At 42.6% G+C, this 23770-nt stretch carries 24 protein-coding genes; 15 read left to right on the top strand and 9 right to left on the bottom strand.

Translation table 11 applies throughout. From position 1 onward, the window contains the following. Nucleotides 1–13: 13 nt before the first annotated feature. From D5I41_RS16055 to D5I41_RS16080, 6 genes are all read right to left on the bottom strand, one after another. Entirely contained in the window at nucleotides 14–1465 is a 1452-nt protein-coding gene (locus D5I41_RS16055) for a bifunctional 2-methylcitrate dehydratase/aconitate hydratase (protein ID WP_119010659.1), read from the bottom strand. Nucleotides 1466–1477: 12 nt separating this feature from the next. Then, nucleotides 1478–2617 carry a bifunctional 2-methylcitrate synthase/citrate synthase gene (gene prpC, locus D5I41_RS16060; protein WP_119010660.1) on the bottom strand — a complete coding sequence of 380 codons (1140 nt, stop codon included), beginning with the start codon at nucleotides 2615–2617 and terminating at the stop codon, nucleotides 1478–1480. 77 nt (nucleotides 2618–2694) lie between these two features. After that, nucleotides 2695–3582, bottom strand: coding sequence for a methylisocitrate lyase (gene prpB, locus D5I41_RS16065; RefSeq protein ID WP_119010661.1), 888 nt, complete (start codon nucleotides 3580–3582; stop codon nucleotides 2695–2697). 18 nt (nucleotides 3583–3600) lie between these two features. Next, complete coding sequence (locus tag D5I41_RS16070) at nucleotides 3601–4266, bottom strand: GntR family transcriptional regulator (RefSeq protein WP_017030498.1); 666 nt, start codon at nucleotides 4264–4266, stop codon at nucleotides 3601–3603. A gap of 496 nt (nucleotides 4267–4762) precedes the next feature. Next, nucleotides 4763–5041 (bottom strand): hypothetical protein, encoded by a 279-nt coding sequence (locus tag D5I41_RS16075; protein WP_119010662.1) that lies wholly within the window; start codon nucleotides 5039–5041, stop codon nucleotides 4763–4765. Nucleotides 5042–5225: 184 nt separating this feature from the next. Beyond that, nucleotides 5226–6509 carry a carbohydrate porin gene (locus D5I41_RS16080; RefSeq protein ID WP_119010663.1) on the bottom strand — a complete coding sequence of 428 codons (1284 nt, stop codon included), beginning with the start codon at nucleotides 6507–6509 and terminating at the stop codon, nucleotides 5226–5228. A gap of 1161 nt (nucleotides 6510–7670) precedes the next feature. On the opposite strand from D5I41_RS16080, the gene D5I41_RS16085 reads away from it, so the two are divergent. Together D5I41_RS16085 and D5I41_RS16090 are read left to right on the top strand one after the other, a co-directional pair. Then, a complete protein-coding gene (locus D5I41_RS16085; RefSeq protein ID WP_147094839.1) occupies nucleotides 7671–8432 on the top strand; it encodes a DUF2971 domain-containing protein in 762 nt (253 codons plus the stop codon). A 133-nt stretch (nucleotides 8433–8565) separates the two neighbouring features. Beyond that, entirely contained in the window at nucleotides 8566–9189 is a 624-nt protein-coding gene (locus tag D5I41_RS16090; RefSeq protein ID WP_119010665.1) for a hypothetical protein, read from the top strand. A 522-nt stretch (nucleotides 9190–9711) separates the two neighbouring features. On the opposite strand, the gene D5I41_RS16095 is transcribed toward D5I41_RS16090, so the two are convergent. Further along, nucleotides 9712–10053 carry a hypothetical protein gene (locus D5I41_RS16095; RefSeq protein WP_119010666.1) on the bottom strand — a complete coding sequence of 114 codons (342 nt, stop codon included), beginning with the start codon at nucleotides 10051–10053 and terminating at the stop codon, nucleotides 9712–9714. 70 nt (nucleotides 10054–10123) lie between these two features. Here D5I41_RS16095 and D5I41_RS16100 point away from each other — a divergent pair, with 70 nt between their 5' ends. Next, nucleotides 10124–10495, top strand: a complete 372-nt coding sequence (locus tag D5I41_RS16100; protein WP_119010667.1) for a hypothetical protein — start codon at nucleotides 10124–10126, stop codon at nucleotides 10493–10495. Nucleotides 10496–10515: 20 nt separating this feature from the next. Next, the gene (locus tag D5I41_RS21260; protein WP_162892850.1) at nucleotides 10516–10680 is read left to right on the top strand and encodes a hypothetical protein; all 165 of its coding nucleotides are present in this window, start codon (nucleotides 10516–10518) and stop codon (nucleotides 10678–10680) included. A gap of 56 nt (nucleotides 10681–10736) precedes the next feature. On the opposite strand, the gene D5I41_RS16105 is transcribed toward D5I41_RS21260, so the two are convergent. Then, on the bottom strand, nucleotides 10737–11150 hold the full coding sequence (locus D5I41_RS16105; protein ID WP_119010668.1) for a hypothetical protein: 414 nt from the start codon (nucleotides 11148–11150) through the stop codon (nucleotides 10737–10739). Nucleotides 11151–11330: 180 nt separating this feature from the next. Here D5I41_RS16105 and D5I41_RS16110 point away from each other — a divergent pair, with 180 nt between their 5' ends. From D5I41_RS16110 to arfB, 11 genes are all read left to right on the top strand, one after another. After that, nucleotides 11331–11768, top strand: coding sequence for an Xre family toxin-antitoxin system antitoxin (locus D5I41_RS16110; RefSeq protein ID WP_119010669.1), 438 nt, complete (start codon nucleotides 11331–11333; stop codon nucleotides 11766–11768). Nucleotides 11769–12025: 257 nt separating this feature from the next. Next, nucleotides 12026–13159, top strand: a complete 1134-nt coding sequence (locus D5I41_RS16115) for a tyrosine-type recombinase/integrase (RefSeq protein WP_119010670.1) — start codon at nucleotides 12026–12028, stop codon at nucleotides 13157–13159. A 7-nt stretch (nucleotides 13160–13166) separates the two neighbouring features. Next, on the top strand, nucleotides 13167–14819 hold the full coding sequence (locus D5I41_RS16120) for a site-specific integrase (protein ID WP_119010671.1): 1653 nt from the start codon (nucleotides 13167–13169) through the stop codon (nucleotides 14817–14819). Further along, nucleotides 14816–16735, top strand: coding sequence for a site-specific integrase (locus D5I41_RS16125; protein ID WP_119010672.1), 1920 nt, complete (start codon nucleotides 14816–14818; stop codon nucleotides 16733–16735). The genes D5I41_RS16120 and D5I41_RS16125 overlap by 4 nt, the downstream gene beginning before the upstream one ends. Next, nucleotides 16728–17132 carry a TetR family transcriptional regulator gene (locus D5I41_RS16130; RefSeq protein WP_119010673.1) on the top strand — a complete coding sequence of 135 codons (405 nt, stop codon included), beginning with the start codon at nucleotides 16728–16730 and terminating at the stop codon, nucleotides 17130–17132. The genes D5I41_RS16125 and D5I41_RS16130 overlap by 8 nt, the downstream gene beginning before the upstream one ends. A 138-nt stretch (nucleotides 17133–17270) precedes the next feature. After that, nucleotides 17271–18500: a peptidase T gene (gene pepT, locus D5I41_RS16135; protein ID WP_119010674.1), complete on the top strand. Its 1230-nt coding sequence runs from the start codon at nucleotides 17271–17273 to the stop codon at nucleotides 18498–18500. A gap of 130 nt (nucleotides 18501–18630) precedes the next feature. Beyond that, the gene (locus D5I41_RS16140; protein ID WP_119010675.1) at nucleotides 18631–19179 is read left to right on the top strand and encodes a hypothetical protein; all 549 of its coding nucleotides are present in this window, start codon (nucleotides 18631–18633) and stop codon (nucleotides 19177–19179) included. A 129-nt stretch (nucleotides 19180–19308) separates the two neighbouring features. Then, nucleotides 19309–19575, top strand: a complete 267-nt coding sequence (locus tag D5I41_RS16145; protein ID WP_119010676.1) for a hypothetical protein — start codon at nucleotides 19309–19311, stop codon at nucleotides 19573–19575. Between the two features lie 160 nt (nucleotides 19576–19735). Continuing rightward, nucleotides 19736–20326 (top strand): class I SAM-dependent methyltransferase, encoded by a 591-nt coding sequence (locus D5I41_RS16150; protein ID WP_119010677.1) that lies wholly within the window; start codon nucleotides 19736–19738, stop codon nucleotides 20324–20326. 3 nt (nucleotides 20327–20329) lie between these two features. Further along, the gene (locus tag D5I41_RS16155) at nucleotides 20330–22795 is read left to right on the top strand and encodes a DEAD/DEAH box helicase family protein (RefSeq protein WP_119010678.1); all 2466 of its coding nucleotides are present in this window, start codon (nucleotides 20330–20332) and stop codon (nucleotides 22793–22795) included. A gap of 16 nt (nucleotides 22796–22811) precedes the next feature. Further along, nucleotides 22812–23222 (top strand): alternative ribosome rescue aminoacyl-tRNA hydrolase ArfB, encoded by a 411-nt coding sequence (gene arfB / locus D5I41_RS16160; RefSeq protein ID WP_119010679.1) that lies wholly within the window; start codon nucleotides 22812–22814, stop codon nucleotides 23220–23222. Between the two features lie 117 nt (nucleotides 23223–23339). Here the strand turns inward: arfB and D5I41_RS16165 are convergent, their stop codons facing one another. Then, the gene (locus tag D5I41_RS16165; protein ID WP_119010680.1) at nucleotides 23340–23753 is read right to left on the bottom strand and encodes a hypothetical protein; all 414 of its coding nucleotides are present in this window, start codon (nucleotides 23751–23753) and stop codon (nucleotides 23340–23342) included. Nucleotides 23754–23770: the final 17 nt, after the last annotated feature.

Below are 23770 nucleotides of genomic sequence, written 5' to 3' on the forward strand. Positions count from 1 at the left end.
AGCCTGTCTCCAATTAGTTGATGACCAACAGATTCATGAACTCTTGAACTGGGGTTTGCTCTAAGCGGTTGGCATCCTTACATAGCGCAAAGACTTTCTGACAGCTTGCTTCTGGGTAACGTGTACGTAGGTTGCTCAAATACTTCTGTTCTAGAACAGGAATGCCCTCTTCTCTGCGGCGACGGTGACCAATTGGGTATTCAACCTCAACTTTTTGAGTTGAACTTCCATCTTTAAAGAACACCTGAATGGCGTTGGCAATAGAACGCTTCTCAGGATCGAGATACTCATGGGTATATCGAGTATCTTCGACAATACTCATCTTATTACGAAGATCATCGATGCGTTTATCGCCTTTGTGGAAGCCGTCTTCATAATGTTCAGCAATCAGGTCGCCGTGAATCAAGGGGACAGCAATCATGTATTGCAGGCAGTGGTCTCGGTCTGCCGGGTTTGCCAGTTCACCCACCTTAGAGATAATGCGAATCGCCGATTCATGAGTGGTCACCTCAATACGCTCAATCTCATCAAGGCGCTCTTTTACCTCGCTGTGCAAGGTCACCGCGGCCTCTACAGCCGTTTGTGAGTGGAACTCAGCAGGGAAAGAGATCTTAAATAGAACGTTTTCCATCACGTAGCTGTTAAACGGTTGGTTCACCTTAAACTGCTCACCCTTAAACAGAACATCGAAGTAACCCCACCCCGGCGCAGATAACACGGTGGGAATGCCCATCTCACCCTTCATGGTGATCATCGCAAGACGCACTGCACGCGAGGTGGCGTCACCCGCAGCCCAAGACTTACGCGAGCCTGCATTAGGCGCGTGACGATAGGTACGCAATGCTCCGCCATCCGCCCAAGCATGGGACAATGCATCAATCACTTGGTCGCGATTACCGCCCAGCATTTTAGTTACCACTGCCGTTGAAGCAACACGCACCAAAAGGACGTGGTCTAGCCCCACTCGGTTAAAGCTATTCTCTAGCGCCAGAACGCCCTGGATCTCGTGGGCTTTGATCATTGCCGTTAGCACATCGCGCATGGTCAAAGGCGCTTTGCCCTCAGATACCGCTACTTGGCTTAAATAATCCGCCACCGCCAATATTGCACCCAGGTTATCCGATGGATGGCCCCATTCAGCCGCGAGCCATGTATCGTTAAAATCAAGCCAGCGCACAATACAGCCAATATTAAAGGCGGCGGTAATTGGGTCTAGCACATGAGAAGTACCCGGTACGCGCGCACCATTGGCAACCTGCATACCTGGCACCACTGCGCCTAAATGCTTGGTACACTCAGGGAAGCGAAGCGCAAGCAAGCCACAACCAATGGTATCCATTAAGCAGTTTCGCGCAGTATCGTAGGCTTCGCTGGATTCAATTTCAGTGTTCATTACATAGTCGGCAATGGTGACTAACAGTTCATCAGGGGCTTGGCGTTCATTAATATCTACATTGTTGCTCATAATAAATTCCTTTTATTTACGCTTCTCAATAGGTAACCAGTCTTGATGCTCAGGGCCGGTGTAATCTGCACTTGGTCTAATGATTCGGTTATTCTCTCGCTGCTCGTAAACGTGCGCCGCCCAACCCGTCAATCGACTGATCACAAAGATTGGCGTGAATAGCTTGGTAGGAATATCCATAAAGTGATAGGCCGAGGCATGGAAGAAATCGGCATTGCAGAACAAGCCTTTCTCTCGCTTCATGACCGATTCAACGCGCTCTGAAACAGCATAAAGGCGGGTATCACCCACTGATTCAGACAATACCTTTGACCAGTGCTTAATCAGTGCATTTCGTGGGTCTGACTCGCGATAAACCGCATGACCAAAGCCCATGATCTTGTCTTTTGCTTCTAGCATTTTCAGGATCTTCTGTTCTGCTTCTTCAGCACTTTTCCAATCTTGAATCATCTCCATCGCCGCTTCATTTGCCCCGCCATGCAGAGGACCACGCAAAGTACCAATGGCAGCCGTAATACAAGAGTGAATATCTGAAAGGGTTGAAGCGCAGACGCGAGCGGCAAACGTTGAGGCATTGAATTCATGCTCTGCATACAAAATTAACGAGCAGTGCATTACTTGCTTATGAAGCTCTGAGGGGGATGTATCTGTGAGCAATTTTAAGAAGTAACCACCAATACAAGACTCAGACTGATCTTCGGTATCCACTCGCACGCCATCATGGCTAAAGCGATACCAATAACAAATCATGGCCGGAAACAGTGCTAACATTCTTTCTGTAGCTTGCTGTTGCTGTGAGAAATCTTGCTCTTGTTCAAGGTTACCCAATACCGAACAACCGGTTCGCATTACGTCCATTGGGTGCGCCGTTGCCGGAATAAGCTCAAGGGCTTTCTTTAACGCATCCGGCAGACCGCGCTGCGCCACTAAGGCTGTTTTGTACTGATCAAGCTCGGTTTGGTTAGGCAGATGTCCGCGCAATAGTAGATGCGCTACCTCTTCAAATTCCGCATGCTTGGCTAGATCTGAAATATCGTACCCTCGATAGGTAAGCCCCGTACCCGATTTACCCACGGTACATAATGAGGTAACACCGGCCGATTGGCCTCGCAGTCCTGCGCCTCCAATTGGCGCGGTAGTTGTTAATGGCATAATCACTCCTTGTATCCCGTCTGCGCAGTTACTGCTGTTCTATCTATACGCGTTTCAGGCTTTTCATTAATCCGATATCACGATTGGCGAAATAGCTTATCCAGTTTGTCTTCAAAGTCGTGATAATTTAGGTAGTCATACAGCTCCGCTCGTGTCTGCATATCCCCAAGCAGGGCTTCTTGATTGCGTTGTTCTAATAAGTGCATATAGGTCATTTCTGCGGCTTTATTCATAGCGCGGAACGCCGACAATGGATAAAGCACCACGTCCACACCCACCTGTGCTAATTCGTCGCAGTTATACAGCGGCGTTTGGCCAAACTCAGTGATGTTGGCCAAGATAGGCACTGCCTTTCCCGTTGCTGACTGCAGAGCCTTAGAGAAGGCTTGATACTGACCCAGTTCATTCATGGCCTCAGGGAAGATCATGTCTGCCCCCGCTTCAACACAGGCAATGGCACGCTCAATGGCTTTATCCATGCCCTCTACCGCCAATGCATCGGTGCGCGCCATAATCACAAAGTCAGGATCGATTCGCGCATCAACGCAGGCTTTAACCCTATCCACCATCTCTTGCTGAGTAACGATTTCCTTGTTTGGACGATGCCCACAACGCTTCTGTGCCACCTGATCTTCAATGTGCACCGCGCCTGCACCGGCTTTTTCTATGGACTTAATGCAGCGGGCAATATTAAACGCACCACCAAACCCCGTATCTATGTCCACCAGCAAGGGTAAGTCACAGGCATTGGTCACACGCTCCACATCCACCAGCACATCATTAAGGTCGGTAATGCCCAAATCCGGTAAACCGTAAGACGCGTTAGCAATACCGCCACCCGACAGATAAATCGCTTGATGCCCTACCTGCTTTGCCATCAACGCACAATAAGCATTAATGGTGCCGACGATTTGTAATGGGTGGTTGTCCGCCACCGCCTGTCTAAACTTCTTTCCTTGGCTCATTATTTTGTCCTCAATGGATCAATCAATTTCAGATTCGAGTAGACGACGGCTACCTGAGATATGACGACGCATCAGTATCTCAGCCAGTTCCTCATCGCGGTTTCGAATCGCTTCTAAGATAAATTGGTGTTCTAGTAGAGCTTTGTGCGGATCGTTGTGTCTTCTCGGAGACTGATAACGATACATTCGAATTAAGTGATACAGCTCGCCGCACAACAGCTTTATCAAATGCGAGTTACGGCTGGCGTGAATGATCTGATGATGGAAATCGAAATCTCCTTGCTGCAGGGCATAGGACTCTCCATCTCGGTTGGCAAGATGATCGCCGTGGGCTTCAAGCAGCAGCGTTAATCTCTCTAACTCTGGCTCGGTAATGTGCTTGGCTGCCAACCTTGCAGCCATACCTTCTAAAGACTCGCGAACACAATACAGTTCCACCAAGTGCTGTTTAGACACGCTAATGACTCGAGCGCCAACATGCGGGATGCGCTCAATCAGCCCCACCCCCTCTAAACGCATCAAGGCTTCACGCAATGGTCCGCGGCTCACTTCAAAGCGTTTCGCAAGCTCTGGTTCTGAGATCTTACTGCCCTCAGCTAAATCACCACTGACCACGGCTTCGATAAGAAACTCGGTAAGATTCTCGGATTTGGTTGAGTCTTTTACTAACTGGGGAATATTCATTTCCACTTCACATTGTCGACAATCTGTAATTTATGGTTAAAAAATAGGCTCATTAATCACTAAATACAATCAAATTGTTTACAATTTAGACTAAAGGCTAATACGAAGCGCTTAGCAATACGGGTTAGATCACGCTTTTTTGAGAGAAGGAAGAGGTTGTTGAACTGAATGTGGGATTTGACTAAAAAATGGACACAGGCAGACGCATAATACCAATCACACTAAGTAAGTGATCAGAAATAGCGTAGGAAAAATTCTCGATTGAGTTCGCTCTTTTTCCAAAGCCTTGTGTTAATGCCTTTATATTTTGTTGTCCGAGTTACACAGATCGCCAAAGACATCTTCATCACAATGACAAGATGGTTATAAACTGGGGAGCAGCTATCCACCAAACGAATGTACTCATTCTTAGATGAATACTTTTATGAGGATATAATTTGTGTGTTAATTAATTGTTCGAATATTATCACTAGGCATTACAAGTGAATAAATAGATCTATCTAAAAGATGAAGAAATCCATTCAAACTTGCCTTTACTCTCAATATATAGCTTTTGCTGACGCTGATTCTTATATTTGTTAGGCATAATATTGCACACATGCCTATTTTTATATCCATCGGCACTGTAAGGATTTGTTGTATATATCTCCCCTTCTGAACCTTGCCATAGATCGAACCCTGCAAAATCCTTGCGGTGCAGTTTGATTAAGGCATTCTGTGCGAGCTTGACTTCAGATTTACTATTATTAAATCTAGGGACATCGGGTATATACATATTTTTCTTTATCTAAAACTTTCAGGCATAACGACATCATTCCATACAACGTAAATAGCAACTAATGACATAGGTCTCTATCTGTTATGTCGAATTTGCTATATCACTCTTATGGGGCAACAGCAAAGGGATTCAGAGCAAGCCCTAAATCCCTATTTTCATCTCTTAGGTTCAGCTTAAAGGCTTACCACCAAGCCTCAAACATTGCACCTACAGTCAAGGTATCTTCGTCACGAGTGGCCAACGTGCCATCGTCGTTACGTACAGTGTACTCATTGTCTGAGTTACCGTAAGTTGCGTAGAAACGTAGCATTGGACGTGCTGTACCCATATCACCGAACGAGATGTTCTGAGAAATAGTTGTCTTCCAAGACGTGTTCTTAGCGTCGATGTCATCGAAATCAACTACGTTGTAGCCACCCTCTAACCATGTTGAGTGAGTGTTGTTCCACGCGTACGTTGGACGAACAATAACGTTATAGTTCACACGATCGTCGATGTCCTTGCCTTCAAGAGACTGGTATGCCGTCTGGTACTCTAAACCAATTTGGTTAGTTACAGAGTAAGTACCATCCAAACTCACTAGCATTGCTTCTTGATCTTTCGCCAAATCGAACACGCTGTCTTTTGCGTTATCTGAGTAACGAACGACTAGGTTCTGGCCAAACATGCTCAACTGAGTTGCAAGTTGGTATGCCGTGTTAGCTGTATCGCCTGTATCGTTATCTTCAACAGAGTCTGATGAGAAACCGTAGTTAGCGAAGAAGCTAAGATCAGCAGGCCCAAAGTTTATGCTGTGCAATTTAGAGGTAACGGCGTAGCGACCGTTGTCACCCGGGCTGCCGTTGCCATCAGCTTGTGCAACAACCGATAAATCAAAGCCAACATTGCCACCTAGGCCAAGGTTATAGAAACCAGCACCTTGACCATCGTGATTCATCCAGAAGTAGTCATTTAGGCCAATTTGAGGACGCTGGTTGAAGTCGCGACCTGCCCAAAGGTAAAGATCTGGCTGAGCATCAAACAGGTTTGAAACACCGGCATAGAACTTCTTCAGGCCCACGTCATCGCCCCAATGCTCAAGCATTACTGCCACATTCCAGATAGCGCCTTCATCATTCTCAAATATTTTAGCAAACTGGAATTCACCGCCATTGCCTTCGTTGCCTAAGCGACCAGTAGCGTTGCCGTTTAGGGCACCGTCAGAATTCACGTATTTAGCGTCGTCTGTTTCAAACGCCGAGCCGTAGCGAGCGTAACCAGAGAACACAACACCTAGCGGTACGTCTAGTTCTGCTGGCAAAATTGCAGGCTGTTGATCATCAAAGTAATCAAGAGTAACCGCTTTCTCTTCCAGAGCTGATAAGCGTTGTTGTAGTTCTTCAATTTCAGAGTTTGCCAATGCTGGCGCTGCACCTAAAACGGCAGCAACCGATAAAGACAATGGTAAAAACTTAAACTGTTTCATGTATATTCCTCAGACCAAAAATAAAGTTAGAATTATGATTTGTTTTCGTTGGAGGAGATTACAGCCAATTTAAAAACCTGAATATGAATAACAGAAATTCACCTAGCGTTTATCAGAAAATAATAAGCAATGAGTAAGTAATAGTTGAACTCAATTAAGTAACGGCATAAATAAACCGCACAGCATGAACATAAACAACTGATATTAATGTAAAAAATTATTTGTATTTAGATATAAGTTTCCAGTTTTTAACATATAAAACCGGCGTGCGCCGTAATTATTTAAAACACCATGAATTACAGTTATTCTTTTTTGATTAATCTGAAATAACAATCAACACTTGAACCATTAATTCTTAACCTTATTTTAACCAACTACTAGAATATCAATAACGCAATATGGAAAATCGTCAATATTTGCATTTCTTCAAGCATAGATTTCAGCATGTGAATCACACTTTAAAATGATTTATCACAAGTCATTGAACGTCAGTTAAGAGGATACTGATTAACTAAAGCACATAAGAGGTGAATGAAAGAATGTTATGTGTCCTCAGAAGTGTAACACCTATCTAAGTGGTTAATATTCATGTATTTAAAGGTGAACTAAACTAAAGTTCAATTCTTCTAGAGTTAGTGCTTTCTGTTATGAATGCAATCTAGCAGGAGTGATGTTGCCAAACTCATTTATGCCCCTTTCCGTAGTTGCGTCGCTATTCATCTCAATTCATCACTAAATAATGAATTCATCATTTGATGATGAAAAATGATGAAAATTGGTCATGTTTTTCTCAGAACACGCAGATATTCAGAAATAGTTGAAGGACGGGTTAACTCAGAATTGTCCAAACGTTTTACGACACTTGTAATCAGGCTCGCTCGGGGACAATAGCGCCTTAGATTGATTGCTCTAAAACGTTTATGCCCCATTGTGGTTCAGAGTAAATACTCATTCAAATCATGTTAAAGTGAATTTGCACTACAACAAGTAATGCGAAATCTACTCATTTAGGGCTTATACATCTCTTAGTAACCTAAATACCTTGTTTTTCTGATAAGGTATTGATTAGTAATTGAGTCAACCTGTGAAAGACGGCATGATGTGAGAGTGAAAAGCGACTGCTTGCCGTCTAATTAGCGTTATGTGAATTAGGAGTTCAATTTGAGTGAATTAGGTTTTGATACGGTATACAGGTATAGATCTGTATCAGTAGATACTTTAATGGAAATCTCAACTGCATCTTTTTTTGCATCAAAACCTGAGTTTTTTAACGACCCTTTCGACTGTGGCCTCCAATGGTTAGAGAGCAGTGATGAAGAACTCCGTGAGCATTTACTTTACTTAGATAAAGATGTAAATGAAGAACAACTTAATGAACTGCGTGACGTGAGTTTGTCTTTTCAAAAAACAGTTTCAGACGAAATTTCTAATCTGGGTGTGACTTGCTTTACTACTGACCCTTTACAACCATTAATGTGGGCACATTATGCAGACTGCCATAGAGGGCTTTGCATCGGTTATGCTCGTGAGGGTATCCTAGCGAATGAGAAGCATTTTAAATCAGTAAAGTATGATAGGCCGAAAAAAGTTACTTTGAACGCAATACAACTATTTAGAGATAGCTTGGAATCTTTAAGCCAAGCTCTAGACAATATTGTATTTCGAAAACTCCCCGAGTGGTCGTATGAAAACGAATGGCGCCTCATGGTGATGCGTCCAGAAGATCGTGTAATATCGCTAAATTCCACCGTTGAATCTGTTACTTTTGGTCTTAAGTGCCCATTAAAGGATATTAACCAAGTATTAAACATACTCCGTCTGCACTACTTCACCGGCATTACTAAATTCTACAAAGTGGTGATCGACGAAAACGGTGATTTAACTCGTAAGAGTATAGAGATCCCTAAAAAAGAATTCACATAACAAGCAATTTAAGCAGACTGCCAACGCATGGCATTTTCAACTCAGTTTAGCCTTAGTGATTACGGCGGTAAGTTTGAGTATATTTGTTGCGTTGTCAGCTACTTAATCGGGCGTTATACCTATTGGAGATACAGTGGAAAATTTTATTAAAGCGAACTTAATTCGTTCGGACCTAGTCGAGATAGATCGTCAGCTATCCGAGGGCTTCCGTCATGATATGTCTACGATGTTATTGGTCAAACAAGCATTTTTAACGATAACGAACTTGGTAGACTTTGAGCTTACGATTAGACGTCTTTATAAAAAACACCCGCAACTTTCTGCAAAATACAAAAATAATGCTAAAAACTATGACTTCTCAAAGTATTTAAGAAATAAGTTTGTTGGTCATATTAAACCTGAGTTAATTACGAAAGCCATAGAGTGGAAGCCTGAGTTGCGCTATTCACTTAACTCTGTTGACGACCAAAAAATGATGTACGTGTTTAATTTGTTCGTTCTAGAAACAGCAATCAATTCTTATGTCGCACAAGATGGTAAGCATAAAGTTTTCGAAAGCGAGACAGACCTAGTTTACCCACCAGATTTTAAACGATTTCTGATGTATCTAGAGACAACAATACGTTCAGCAATGCAATTTTTAGATGAGCTTTGCGCAGCTCTTGGTGAAGCTATTGAAAAACCAATACCTCAGGAGCAGAAGCTGGAGTATTGGCAAAAAGCTGGTGAAACAAAATTTGATTTTATAAAAAAATAGGTATAACAAACGACTACGGCACGGTTTGCCTTACTCGAAGTAATCTGTAAATACCTAAATTAGCAGATTCACTAACACGGAAATGTCCAGAAACGTTTTACGACACTTGTAATCAGGCTTGTGATCAGGCTCGTTCGGGAACAAAGCACCTCAAACTCTTCTCGCACCTCCTTTAAAGCAAGCATTCAAGTTTACGTTGAACAACTGCGCAGCTTTTCTCAAAAGTGTGACAAAGCCATTGATATAAGGTGATCTGTTTTCCAAAAGGCGTTATATAGCAATAGTTGTGATGAGCCATTAGCCATACTCCTATTCATGAAGGAGGGTTCGTCATGGATATAAAAATTCGCTGTCGGGTATGTGGAAATCAAGATGAATGGTTCATTGGAGAAAGTATTTATATTTGTATATGCGGAAATATTATATTTTTGGCTTAAATTTTTTGATCATTTTGTAATGTAGGGTTGAAATCAAACCACCTCTGTATCGAGGATATTATGAAGGTGTTTGAGTGCATCGGCTCTAGGTTAAAGCAACCGGCTTTGGCATGTTATCGAACAACACGATGTAGTATCCGTCATTTTTGTATGCACCAACTATGTAATGTTCAGGCGGCATATCGTACCAAAGCCCAGTCTCACCATCGGTTGGCGACCACCCCTTTATATGTACAAGCTTGACTCTTTGGAGACCATCGCACTCTTTGATGTCAATAGAGCCTTTGTAAGGCGCGAATTTCTGATCACCATTTTTCAGCAGAGCAGGGATCGTATTTCCTGAAATAAGATTACCGAGCCTGTCAGGCGTAATGCTTGGATAAAGCGTCACGAATCTGTAATTGTGCTTGTATCTGATCGATGACATAAAATATTATTCCGAAATAACTCTGCTACACTGTATGTAAACACAGTGTAGCAGGTAGGGGGGATGGTAAATGCATACAGATACAGCTAACGTCGTAGCGTTCGACTGGGATTGTGTAAAAATGCGGAATGTTGAGTGGCTACATGAGAACGAAAATGTCTATCTAGTGTCTGTATCGAATGACGTTCTCAAGCTACCTGTGATCGAGAACCGTAGGGTTGGTACTGTTGTCCCGTTATTCGGTCAATCGGCCGATTTTTTCATCATTAGTGAACTTTCTCGCATCATTACTGACTGCAAGCTAACAAATAGCCTTCTTCCTGTTTTTCACGTTGTTACACAAGATAAATCGCTCTCATTGGGCGCAAAATATCTATGTAGCAACAACAAAGCCCAATGTCATATTCATACAGATCTGAGGGGACTGGCGCTCCATCTTTAGATGTGTGAAGGAGAATTGACATGCAAGATTTTGAGTATCTTCTTGTTGCTAAAGCAGCATCACTTGATGTGAAAGTTGAAGCAATAAAAGCGGCAATAGCTACGAAGATTGTTGAGAATGCTGAGTTTGATTACGACGATGCGTTTTCAATCATGATGAGTCTGAAAGCGGAGGACTTACAATAACTATGATTTTTCATCACGCAATTTCACGCAAGTTGCGTGATGATTAACTGTAATCATTAACATGTTGGCTTTACTCTATCTGCATGCCACACAGCAGCCCCAAACCCATCGCCTTCCTTGAAAGCTCTATCATTCAGGGTAAACGCTTTAAGCACCTTATCACACCTGTCAAACTCAGAGTCATTAAGCTTTATGTACCTCAGTCGAGCGAGAGTAAAACGAAGTTGAGCGAATGGAATTGGGTCATATGTGTAGCTAGCCTGATTGTAGTAGTAACCCTGTGAATTTCTTACCCCGTCCTCCGCAGTTGCGACTTTTAAATACCTAGCATCAATTTTGAAATTATCACCATGTCGAGTGAATTCTGGAGATTCACTGCTTTTGTGAGAGTGCTTGTATTTATTGTGCTCAAGTCTAGATTCAATTGATTTAGTTATCTCCTTGCTTTCTTTGCTATCGTATATATTCATGGCGTTTTCTCTGGAAATGTGACTGTTTAAGTATAGCGAAACATACGTTTATCATCTTCAAGAATCAGATAGTTACATCAACTAGATTTGATGTGGGACGGGGGCCGTACATAGGAAGAAATTGCAACAACTGCTCAAATGATCTATACACCAAAGAACTATTAAATCTTTGAGAGCCTCATGGTTTCAAACACCCCTCATCGCAAACACGGGTCTAAGAAAGACTTTTGGCTTAAACTTGGCATTGAAGATGCTATAGCTGATGCAGTACACAAAGGCTTCGAACCCAGTGTGTACCAGAACATCATTGAAAGAACACGATTGTCACAAATTGAATTTCATAATGTAACCCTCATACCTCCGAGCACCATTAAGCGCAGGTTGAAAAATAATGAACGCTTCACAACGCAAGAAAGTGATGCCATCTATCGTTTAGCTATGATCATAAAGCTCACTACGGAACTATTTGATGATGAAAATCAAGCTCTTGAGTGGATACGCGAGGGAGTTTACTTCTTGGGTGGGAAAAGACCTCTGGATATGGTCTCAACCTCGGTCGATTTTGAAGTGGTTAAGAGCTTAATTGGGCGAATTGAGCATGGCGATTTCTCATTGTGATACTGTATCGATTAACACAGAAAGTTTGCAGAATTGCCATACAGATAAACAGCCTCTAGCTGTACTAACTTATACCCAATCTGATACTTTACAATGTAACTTTCGACCTTAACTGACACTTGATATCAAGTCTATCTGACTCGTTTCCGTCCAGTAACGTGTTGCATATCACGGTGCGCATAAAAAATTCCAATTCTCATAGCGAAGCATAGAATCGCCTCTTATACTGTTTTTATATACAGTAATCAAAGGTTGCTATGCTCTGTATCAAATCCACTTCTGACTTTGAGATAGAAAGTGTCAAATATCCTAACTTCCCTTTATTAACGTGGGAGACTGATAATCCAGAGTTAGGGATTGAATCTGGAAACCTTTGTGTAGAGGCAATGCAGTTCTTGATCTATGAGTGCTTAAAACGAGGTCGAGTGAATAGCGAGAACACTTGGTGGACGTATGGCAATCATCTAGCTCAGTTCCTGACATTCTGTGAGCAGAACAGTTTGGATTGGCGAGACATTTCCGAAAGCAGTGAAGACGAAATGTTAGTCAGTGCCTATCGTGACCTTTGTGTTGGCGAGTTTGGTATTTCAGTCAATTCAACCAATCAGCATTTAAGGACGATAGTGCGTTTCTACTCCTATGGTGTTGGCAAGTGGTTTAAATCATTGCCTTACTCTCTAGAATCCGTTTCAGTGAATAAAGGACAGCAGTTTTTAGCTCATACCGAAAGAAACGGTGGTAAGAAGTACAGCTCTGATTTGATGATGAAAACCTTTGAGAAGAAAGCTCAGTTTTTATCTGCAATTGAAGTTCAAGAACTGTTGTCTGCGATTGAAAATCCAACCTTGAAGCTCATGGTTCGTTTATGCCTACAGACAGGCATTAGACGTAAAGAGCTGTTGCTGTTCCCATTGCATGCAATACGAAAACCAATTGGAAATCGAGCTTATTACGAGGTTAACATCTCACGAACTAAAGGTGAGAAAGAGCGCAAGGTACACATCCCGACACGATTAATGGAAGACTTGTGGCGTTATGTTAATGAGGCTCGTTTTCAGAAACAACAAGAGTCAGAAGTGGTATCTGATTGCTTGTTTTTAACGTCTGATGGTCAAGAGTGGACTTCTCAAGGTTCTGCTTTTGGAAAGGCTCTCAAGTCGCTCAATTTACCCTTTCACGTATCACCACACATGCTAAGACATACTTACGCTACGCACATACTGAAAGGAATGTTGGAGCATAAAAGCAGTAAGTTTGAACCCTTGATGTACCTACAAGCTCGGCTTGGGCATTCAAGTATCACAACCACAATGAAGTATTTACACTTGGTTAATGATTTAGTCGATGACTTTTCGATTGAGTATCAGCAACAAATTGATGCGATTGCGTAGGTAATGTATGGCTAGACAACGAAAAAACCTGACAGTAAACAAAGACAAACTCAAGAAAACCTCTGTCGTTGAACCAACAATTGACGCTACTCAAAGCCAAGAAATTGTCCGACCAATTAACCCTGTAGTGAACTATCCAAACCTCGGCTCAAAAGGTGGGAATGGTTCTAATTTCGATTTCAGCCCGCACTATGGCAAGGGCTATGACGACATTACCAACCGAGCGTTCTACACAGCAAAAGCATTGCTGAAAAATACCGATGCTTTTACTGAGGAAACTCAACGAGGTTATTTTACACACGGTTTTGCCAGTTTTGCTGAATATCTTGAGCTGTTTGGGCATTCAGCTAGTGCGGACTTAATACAAGCGGATATTACGCCAGAGTTAATTGAGCAGTATTTGCTGCACCTTAAAGGCAGTGAGTCAGGGTATACCTCCCAAAAAACTCAATACTCGAAGCTCAAATCATTACTGACTCGCATGAAAGAAAAGGGCTATTGGTCGGCTGTAGGTGATATTGGCTTAAATGCTAAATTCTTTCCTAAGAACCCTTTTCCTCACTCAAACAAGCGTTTCAAGGGTGAGAAACCACTGACTGCCCATGAGAAAAGACAGGTAGTGGTTGCGCTCAAGCAAGCGATTAAGCCGATTTATCAAAAGACTGAACCACTTACAAGCTATGAGTTAACACTGTGCCTATTGGCTGTGGCAATTCAAACAGGCATCAATACCTCACCGCTTCTCAATATGACCACAGAGGCATTGAGTGACCATCCACTTAAAGATAACCGCAAGTTGTTAACCGTATTCAAAAAGCGAGGCAACGCAACGCAGTTACACAATTTGCGTAAATCAGAAGAACTTGAGGTTGTGCAAGGGATAAAGCTCGATGTGGCTTACTTAATTGAGGTCATCATTGAGCGCAATGCCCAAGTGCGAGGGTCTACGGATAGCAACTTGGTGTTTGTCTATGGAATTACAGGAGGGGGCAAAGGTACAAAAAGAGGTACTGCCACTTCTATTTCAAAAGATATTTTGTTGTATAACATCGGTAAATTCATCAAAGAATACGACTTAAAAGATGAAGATGGGCGGACCATGAAACTCAATGTAAGTCGTTTTCGTAAGACTTTCATCAATGGCATTTATGAACTAAGTGGTGAAAGCTTGTTGGTTGCTGCGCAGCAAGCCAAACATAGCGGAACAGGAACGCTTGACCATTACTTGCAGGCTCCTGAGCAATCAAAGCGTAACTTAGGTTTGATGGGCGAGATACGGGTTAAAGAGCTAACGTGCGCAGAGCCAAGCGTTCCTGTAGGGCATTGTAAAGACCCTAAGAATGGCGATAGAGCGCCTAAAAATGGCACGTTCTGTAATGACTTCTTAGCCTGTTTCCGTTGCAAGAGCTTCGTTATTACTGGTGATGATTTGTATAAGCTCTATAGCTTTTATTGGGCGATTATTCGAAATCGTGACGAGTTTGGTCGAAAGGACTGGAAGCGTCATTTGAGAAATGTTTTAAGAATCGTGGATGAAGAAGTTGTTCCTGCATTTACAAAGCTTGGTCAGTTACAGCGTGTTGAGGCTGAAAAAGAACGAGCAAAAACCAACCCTCACCCATACTGGCAAAATCTTAATATGTTAAAGGTGACGCAATGAGTTCAATTGAGTTGATACTAACGGAGGCTGAGTTCTTAGCTCAGCAATGCCCAAAACCAAATGACACTGTGCTTGAACAGGCCATTGTTGGCTCTTTAACGGGTATCGTGACCTACATTAAACTTGCCAATGGTGAATACCAAACGCTTTCCAGATATGAGGAGGATGAGTGGATATTCCCTGCCAGTAAAGGCACGAAAGCTACAACAGCAAATCACTTGAAACTTAACTTTGCCACTATTTCCGATGCCCAAATGAAACGCATGGCGAAGTGGGTAACATGGAGCAAAATGAAAGAGGGTTTGGCGGTTAGCTCTCAGAGCAGTTACTTGGGCAGTTTGAAAAGTTATTTTCAGTGGGTCTTAAATTCAGATACCACAGTGACACACGGACTCACGGCTTTTACGTCCAGTGCCTACGTGAAGCATGTAAACGCACTCACCTCAAAGATAAAGGGTGAAGTGAAGCCACTTGCGCCAATGACTAAAACGCATAAATTTATAGCTTTAGAATACCTGTATCTCTATTGTGAAGCGTTTGATTTTGTAAAAGAACACCCTTGGACTGAGTCAAGTGCCAGTGAGCAAGCAGGAATGGTTAGTGAGGCTTCAAAAGAAGCAAGAACTAAACCCAAAACGCCCATCATTCCAGATGATGTCTTAATCCCGTTGTGTCAGTTCACGAAATCATACTTAGACAAGGCTGACGAGATTTTGGCAGTGAGAGATAAACTTGAAGTGTTTGTGCCTACAGCAAAGTTAGCTTCAAGCCGATCAGCCCAAAAACGTAACTATCTGCAAACCATTTCTACTGAATATCAAAAACTAGACGACCTAAACGATGATTTATTCGTGTTGCGAGATAGCGGCATCTTTTGGCTACTGCTTACCACAGGTATGCGTATCCATGAAGTGTTAGGTATTAAACGTGGTGCGTATCGCTCTGAAACAAAAGACGACACCACTTTTTACTACATAGAAACGGTATCGGAGAAAACACATACAGGGTTAGCTGAATGGATTGCACCAGAGATTGCGACAAAAGCAATTGATATTCTTGGTCGGTTAAGTGCGCCACTTCAAGCACAAGTTGAGCGTGATTTGCAAAAAGCGCAAGCAAGCAATGACCATGTGGAAGTGCATCGACTTGAAGAAATCTCAGATCATATTTGCCTGTCGAAAAACCCAACTAAAGGAAATCAAATCAATCTGTTGTCAGGCATAGCTATTACAGGATTCCGATTGCCAAACCTATGCAAGCAAATAGACAGTGATTGGAATCTAGCAGCACACCAGTTTAGGCGCACTTTTGCTAATTATGCGGTGCATTCCGAGCTAGGTGATTTGAGAGCATTGAAAGACCACTTTAAGCACTGGTCTATCACCATGACAGCTTTGTATGCCTTTAATGATGAGTTGGATGCGGAATTGTTTGAAGAACTGCTCCGAGAAAAGTATCTGATTGAGGAAGAAATTAAACAAGATTGGTTTGAGTTGGATACACCGATTACTGGTGGTGATACGGCTCAGAAAATCATGCAAATTCGTGAAGATGGTGAACTGATAAAGGCTTTTGGTTCCCATGCTGCGATGGTAAAGGCTTTCACTGCCTCAATACCGATTCGGTCTGTTGGGATTGGTTGGTGTACCAATGATGATGAATGTAAGTGTGGCAAGCCTGATAGTTGTGAAAGCGGTATTGTCGATAAGCGTCATGCTCCTTACTGGACAGGGATGCTCGTTCAACAAATGAAACTATTGCAGTTGAGTGTTAGTGATATTGGAGAGGCGGGCATAGAGAATGTCCGAAAAGGCATGGAACGCTGTGAAAAGGTGCTAACAGCGTTGGGGTTCGATGTTGAAACTATGAAGCAAGAAATTAACGAGAGAGAGCAAATCGAGGTGGCAAATGTCTAGCCAAAAAGAGAAAGCAACCCACAAAGCGGTTCGACTTGCCATTGTGCGCATCGAAAAAGGTCGTCCAACTATTGTTTCTGATAAGCGAAAAATTAGTGTCGCAGCCGTTGCCGAAGAAGCTGGCGTAAGCCGAGCGTTGATTCATCGTGATTGCCCCGACCTGTTAGAGCGCATCAAAGGCGGTGTAAATAAGGGCATCCGACAGCAGCGTGATGCCAAGCAGACAGAGCTAAATGAGTATAAAGAGCGCAATCGAGAACTGCGTTCTGAGGTGGCAGAGCTGAAAGCGATGTTAGCTAAAGTTCAATCGCAAAATGCTACGTTGATACGTAAGAATACGGCTCTCAGTAATACTCATGCGGAAAATAGCAATGTAACGCAACTTATTTACAGCTAATCATCTGAATTTAAAGAAATAATTTTATATTAAGATTGCTTTTGAAGTAGTGAATAATCTTCAAAAGTGTAACTACTAACAAAGCCATGCAAAACAGTGAGTTAGCATTGGTTACATGTAACGAGGTATTTATAAAGTATGGACAACTTAGTTGAGCGCTTCCTGCGCTATGTCAGTGTTGATACTCAATCTAACGGTGCAAATGCACAGTGCCCGAGTACAGAGGGGCAAGCTGTATTGGCAAAACAGATTGAAGCTGAACTGCTTGAACTAGGCTTCAGCGATGTCATCTTAGATAGTAATGGCTACGTTTCTGCACGCCTGCCCTCAAATGTTGACTATGATGTGCCAGCAATCGGATTCATCGCACATATGGACACGGCACCAGATGCCTCAGGTAAAGATATCAAACCCCAAATCATCACTGATTATCAAGGTGGGGAGATTGTATTAGGTGACTCAGGAGAAGTTCTGACACCCGCACAATACCCCGACCTGAACCACCTGCACGGTCAAAGCCTGATCACCACAGATGGCACAACGCTTTTAGGTGCCGATAATAAAGCAGGTATTGCTGAGATTATTACCGCAGTAGTGTACCTAAAAGACAATCCGCACATTCCACACGGCGACATCTGTATTGGTTTCACACCAGACGAAGAGATTGGTCGTGGTGCGAATCTATTTGATGTTGAGAGATTCGGCGCAAAGTGGGCTTACACCATTGATGGTGGTCCAGTTGGCGAACTGGAATACGAAAACTTTAATGCGGCATCCGCAACCGTGATCTGCCATGGTGTGAATGTTCACCCTGGCACGGCAAAAGACAAGATGGTGAACGCCATCAATATGGCTGCTCAATTCCAACTTGTGATGCCAAGCGAAGAGACGCCCGAGTGTACGTCGGGTTATGAAGGCTTCTACCACCTCAATTCTATATCGGGTAGCGTAGCCAAAGCCGAGCTCTCGTATATTATTCGCGACTTTGATAAAGACGGGTTGGCAAGCCGTAAAGCCTTTATGCAATCTGCGGTGGCAGAGCTCAATAATCAGTTAGATAAAGGTCAGATAGAGCTTCAAATTACTGATAGCTATAACAACATGCGCGAGATGGTAGAGCCTCATCCACACATTATCGAACTGGCGAAACAAGCCATGATAGATTGTGATGTTGAGCCCAACATCAAACCCATCCGCGGAGGCACTGATGGCGCACGCTTGTCTTTCATGGGCCTGCCTTGCCCTAATATTTTCACCGGTGGCTACAACTTCCATGGCATTCATGAGTTCGTTAGCATCGATGGCATGCAGCAAGCGGTTAAGGTGATCGTTAAGATTGCAGAAAACGCGGCACAAAACGCCAAATAACCTTATCGCTACAATAACAGGCCTAGCGAACGCTGGGCCTGTTAATCTTCCGTTTCTTCTGCTAAAACGACACTCTTTGTCGCTTTTATGTCTATCCTATCTAGATTAATTGCTAACATGATCTGAAGAAATGAGCTCTCACTCCACACTTTATAACAAGCTAATCGATTGGCATTGCATAAAGCACCCTACCTATGCGCTAGATAACCAACCTAATGATGACTCCAAGCCCTATCTCGATGCATTGGTTGAAAATATCCTGCTTCCCATTGAGAAGCAGTTTGGCGAGGTCACTATCACTTATGGATTTAACAGCAGTCGTCTTAATCGTTTCGTTCAGCGCACGAATTCAAGAGATACCGGCCCAAAAGAAGACCAACACGCAGCACTAGAATACAACCTAGCAAATAGACGCATCTGTGCCAGAGACGGCGCGTCTTGCGACATAGCGGTAAAGGGCTATGAGAACAGAATGCACCTGGTTGCTCTATTTATTTCAGAGCACCTGCCCTTTGATAGACTGTACTTCTATGGCTCTCAAAGCCCACTTCACATCAGTTTTGGACCCAATCACAGCAAATACATTCAGTATCGCCGCACTCGTGAAGACGGCAGACGAGTTCTAGGTAAAGTGATTAAACAGCAAGACGCACTGAGCTACTTTTCAGATCCAGACTGAGCGCTTTTTATACTGCAGTGGCGCTTAATGATAAGCAATAAAACATCATCTTGAGTAAGATATGAATCAAATTGACATCACCTGTGAACCTACATGTCATTGCCATCCAGATTTATAGAGAGAATGATTATGTTTTCAGTAACCTTATTGCCAAGCGACTACAAGCATCAACTTTGCTCAGAACTAAAGCACACTCTATCTCAAAAACTTCACGACTATTTTGACGCATCAGCCATCAGGTTTTGGGAAGCAAACGAAGAGCAAATCATCTTCACTAACGCCACCCAAAATGAATCAACTTGGGGCATCACCATCAACGCCAACAACCGCGTTGTGCTTGAAGAGTTTTTAGACAACATGGATAGCTCAGTACCCTTTGAGGTGCTGGAGGCTTAAAACCTCATCGAATGTTGATTAAGCCAAGGTTTGACTAGATATTAAAGTCTGGCCTTGGCTTTTTTGTTTCTGATAAATAATCTTCTAAATAACATAGAGTTATCTCCCCCCTCGTCCCCAGTATTTTGCTACCATTAGAGCACTAAATAAAGGAATGCCAATGAACAGCACCACCCAATACTACAACCAAAATGCCAAACAGTTTTTCGACTCTACTATCGACGTTGAAATGCAGTCTCTTTACGAGAGATTTTTACCACTAATCCCAAAAGGTGGTCGAATCTTAGACGCAGGTTGTGGTTCAGGTCGCGACAGCAAGGCATTTCTGGATAAGGGTTTTCAAGTTGATGCATTCGATGCCAGCGCTGAACTAAAAAAGCTCGCCAGTGAACTCACTGGGCTCGAAGTCACACAGACTACCTTTCTCGAGTTTCAATCTAAGCCCGCGACTTATGACGGTATTTGGGCTTGTGCTTCATTGTTGCATGTACGGGAAGAAGAGCTTGCACCCACATTTCTCCACCTTAGCAACTACCTCAAGCCTAGCAGTGTTATGTATTGCTCTTTCAAGCTTGGAGATTCTGAGCTAGATCGCAATGGGCGTTTTTTCCGTGACCTTAATTTAGGGCAATTAGAACTTATTCTAGAAACGACTAGGGTACTAAAGGTCAAGGAATGGTGGGAAACCTCGGATCTCAGACCTGGTCGTGAAAACGAAAAGTGGTTGAATGCGGTATTGGAGAAGTACTAACAAATGTCAAAGCAAAAGTTAATACTCAAAGAGGATCTTCTCACCACAGGTGGAGATGACCCATTACTACAACAACTTCTTCACGCTATTAACCACGCCAACGAAATAGATATTGCTGTTTCATTTATTCGAGATTCAGGATTACGATTGTTACTTCCTGCACTCCAAGAAGCGATAGAGCGTTCAAATAATAATGATAGCTTTCTCAAGATTCGTGTTCTCACGTCCGACTACTTAGGTATTACTGATCCTATTGCCCTCCGCTCTCTCATGGCGCTAGTTTCTCCCAAAATAGAAGTTAAGATCTTTGAAGCAAAGAACCATAGCTTCCATATGAAGTCCTATATTTTTGTTCGTTCAGATTCCGAGTCTACTTTTTACCGTGGTTCAGCTTTTATTGGCTCAAATAATATAAGTAAAGCCGCGTTAACCAATGCTCATGAGTGGTGTTTAAGGTTTGATTACAAAGACCCTGAAACATCATTCGAGGCTAAACAGTTCAGAAAGATTCGAAGTGAATACAATAATATATTCAATCACTCAAGTGGCGTTGTCTTAAGTGATGTATGGATTGATCACTACATCACCCGTAGATTAAATGCTCCAACACTGAGCTTAATCAGCCCTTTTGATAACGAACCTGAAGAAACTCACTCTCCAAACTCAGTGCAACTCGAGGCTCTAGATGCCCTGTCCCATACAAGAAAAATTGGTAACCCTAAAGGTTTGGTTGTGCTTGGTACGGGGATGGGGAAAACATGGTTATCTGCATTTGATGCCATGCAATGTAAAGCTCAAAGAGTTCTATTTGTCGCTCACAGAGAAGAAATACTCACTCAAGCACTCAACACCTACACCAAGCTATGGCCTCAAAAATCCTCTGGCTATTTCAATAGCATTGAAAAATCTGTTGATAAACAAATGGTCTTTGCTTCCGTGCAAACTCTAGGAAAAGAGACACACCTAAGCTCGTTCGCTCGTGACCATTTTGACTATATTGTTGTTGATGAATTTCATCACGCTAGTGCAAGTACCTACCTCAATGTTTTAAATTACTTCGAGCCGAAGTTTCTACTTGGTCTCACTGCTACTCCAGATAGAACCGATCAGGCTGATATTCTCTCTTTATGTAACAATAATTTGGTCTTTGAGAGAAACTTAGTGCATGGTATTGATACGGGTATACTAGTGCCTTTTCACTACTTTGGGGTATGGGATGATACTCTTGATTATCAAGAAATCCCTTGGAGAAATGGCAAGTTTGACCCAAGGTCACTAGATGCTGCTTTTGCAACGCAAAAGCGCGCCCAACATATTTTCAAACACTGGGAAAAACACCAACAAAGAAGAACATTAGCATTCTGTGTCTCTGTTTCCCATGCCGATTACATGGCTGAGCAGTTTAATGCCAAATTTTCAGAAAAAGGTTACAAAGCTCTGGCTGTACATAGTCAATCTCATGTCAGACGTAATGAAGCTCTTCAACAGTTATCAAGCGGAGATATACAGGTTTTATTTTCTGTCGACCTGTTCAATGAAGGCACAGATTTACCCTCTATCGATACTATATTAATGATTAGGCCAACTCAGTCCAACATCATTTTCTTGCAGCAATTAGGCCGAGGTCTAAGGCTTGCTCCAAACAAGTCTCATGTAGTCGTGCTTGATTTCCTTGGTAACCACCAGTCGTTCTTATCCCGCACCGATCTATTCCATCTACCTGAAGATAATGCGGATAACCAAGTTAGAGAGAACGAAGGCAAATATAGCAACAACATGGTGTCATTGGCAAAAGGTTGCTATATCAATTTTGACCCCGAAATTATTAGCTTCTGGAAGGAACTCAAAAGTCGATTCAAGCATACCTCTGATGAAGAGTTTCAGTTACTTGAGTTGCGACAAGGGCACAGACCAACGGCGACCGAGTTCTTTCATGAGGGGTATGATCACACGAAAGTAAGAAAACAACATGGAAGCTGGTTCCAACTCGTTGGATTGCATATTAAAGAGCAAGAGATATTAGATGTCATCAGCAAATATGATGCATTTCTTCTAAATACAATACAAATGACAAGCATGACCAAATGCTTCAAACCAATTTTACTCGAAGCATTCATTGAGTTAGATGGATTCAATAAGCCACCAACTTTAGCTGCGTTGGCTGAGCGAAGCTGGCACATATTGAAGTCCTACCCTGCACTGTTTACTAACGAACTCTCCGATAAGAACAAACAGCTGTCGCCCACTGATGTTGACTGGCTTAATTATTGGAAAGGAAACCCGATTAAAGCCTTCACCACCGCAGGAAAGAAAGAAACATCAGCCTCGTTTAATGTCGAGAAAAACCTATTCAAAGCAAATATAAAAGTTTCAGAGTCTGAAGTGAGGGTTTTGCATAGTTTAGTGAAAGAACTTCTGGATTATCGTCTAGCTAAGTACATCAAATCTAAGTACCCTAGCCACACATGAACCTAAAGGCTGAAACATGCTCCATATCTCCAACACCGTAATCCTGGCCGACTGGGAAATTGAAATGACTGCTATCCGTGCTCAAGGTGCGGGTGGTCAGAATGTAAATAAAACATCCTCGGCAATTCACTTAAGGTTCGATATCAACCGCTCTACCCTGCCGTCGATCTACAAAGATAGGTTATTGGCACTGTCTGATAGTCGAATCAGCAGTGATGGCGTCATTGTCATCAAGGCCCAAAGCTACAGAACACAAGAACAAAACCGACAAGATGCACTTGATCGGCTTGTTGAGCTCATCAAGAAAGCGATGGTAGTACAGAAGAAGCGTCGCCCCACTAAACCAACAAAAGGCTCTCAAAGACGACGTGTTGAATCCAAGAAGAAAAAGGGACAGACAAAGTCCTTACGTGGTCGCATAGTTTAAAGCCTACATCTTATCCCAAGGAAAATTGAAATATGTTTGCTTTCAGCTAGTTGAGTGTTGTTAACCCAGAACTCATACAACTATAAAATTTTATATTTGGGGTTCGAGTGCTTCTTTCTATGTATCCATTTTGATAGGAAACTGCGTAAATTCTGCTGGAGTACATAAGGCATCAAGAACACCATAAACTCCATCTGGAAGCATTTTGATAAAAGCAATTCTATAGATGACTTCTGAGAATATTTTCTTAGGCTTATAACTTTCGTCATCAAAGAAGCAGTACCCATAAGTTCCTCCTTTGATCATTTCGATATGTTGTAATCTCTCTCTGTGACCTAGATTTACCGAACCATTTTTATTGGTACGCAACCAGTCTGTACCAGATAATTTAACTAACGATTGACCATCTAAACTCAGCCTATCTGCCATATGTACCTGCAGCACAGGAGTACCTTTGATAATCTTTCCCCATTGCCATTGAACTGGCACGGAATCACAACCAAGATATTTGAATAGCTCATTTCGCTTCATACTACACTCTCTTGCTA

Source organism: Vibrio superstes, from assembly GCF_003569005.1.
Taxonomy (GTDB): domain Bacteria; phylum Pseudomonadota; class Gammaproteobacteria; order Enterobacterales; family Vibrionaceae; genus Vibrio; species Vibrio superstes.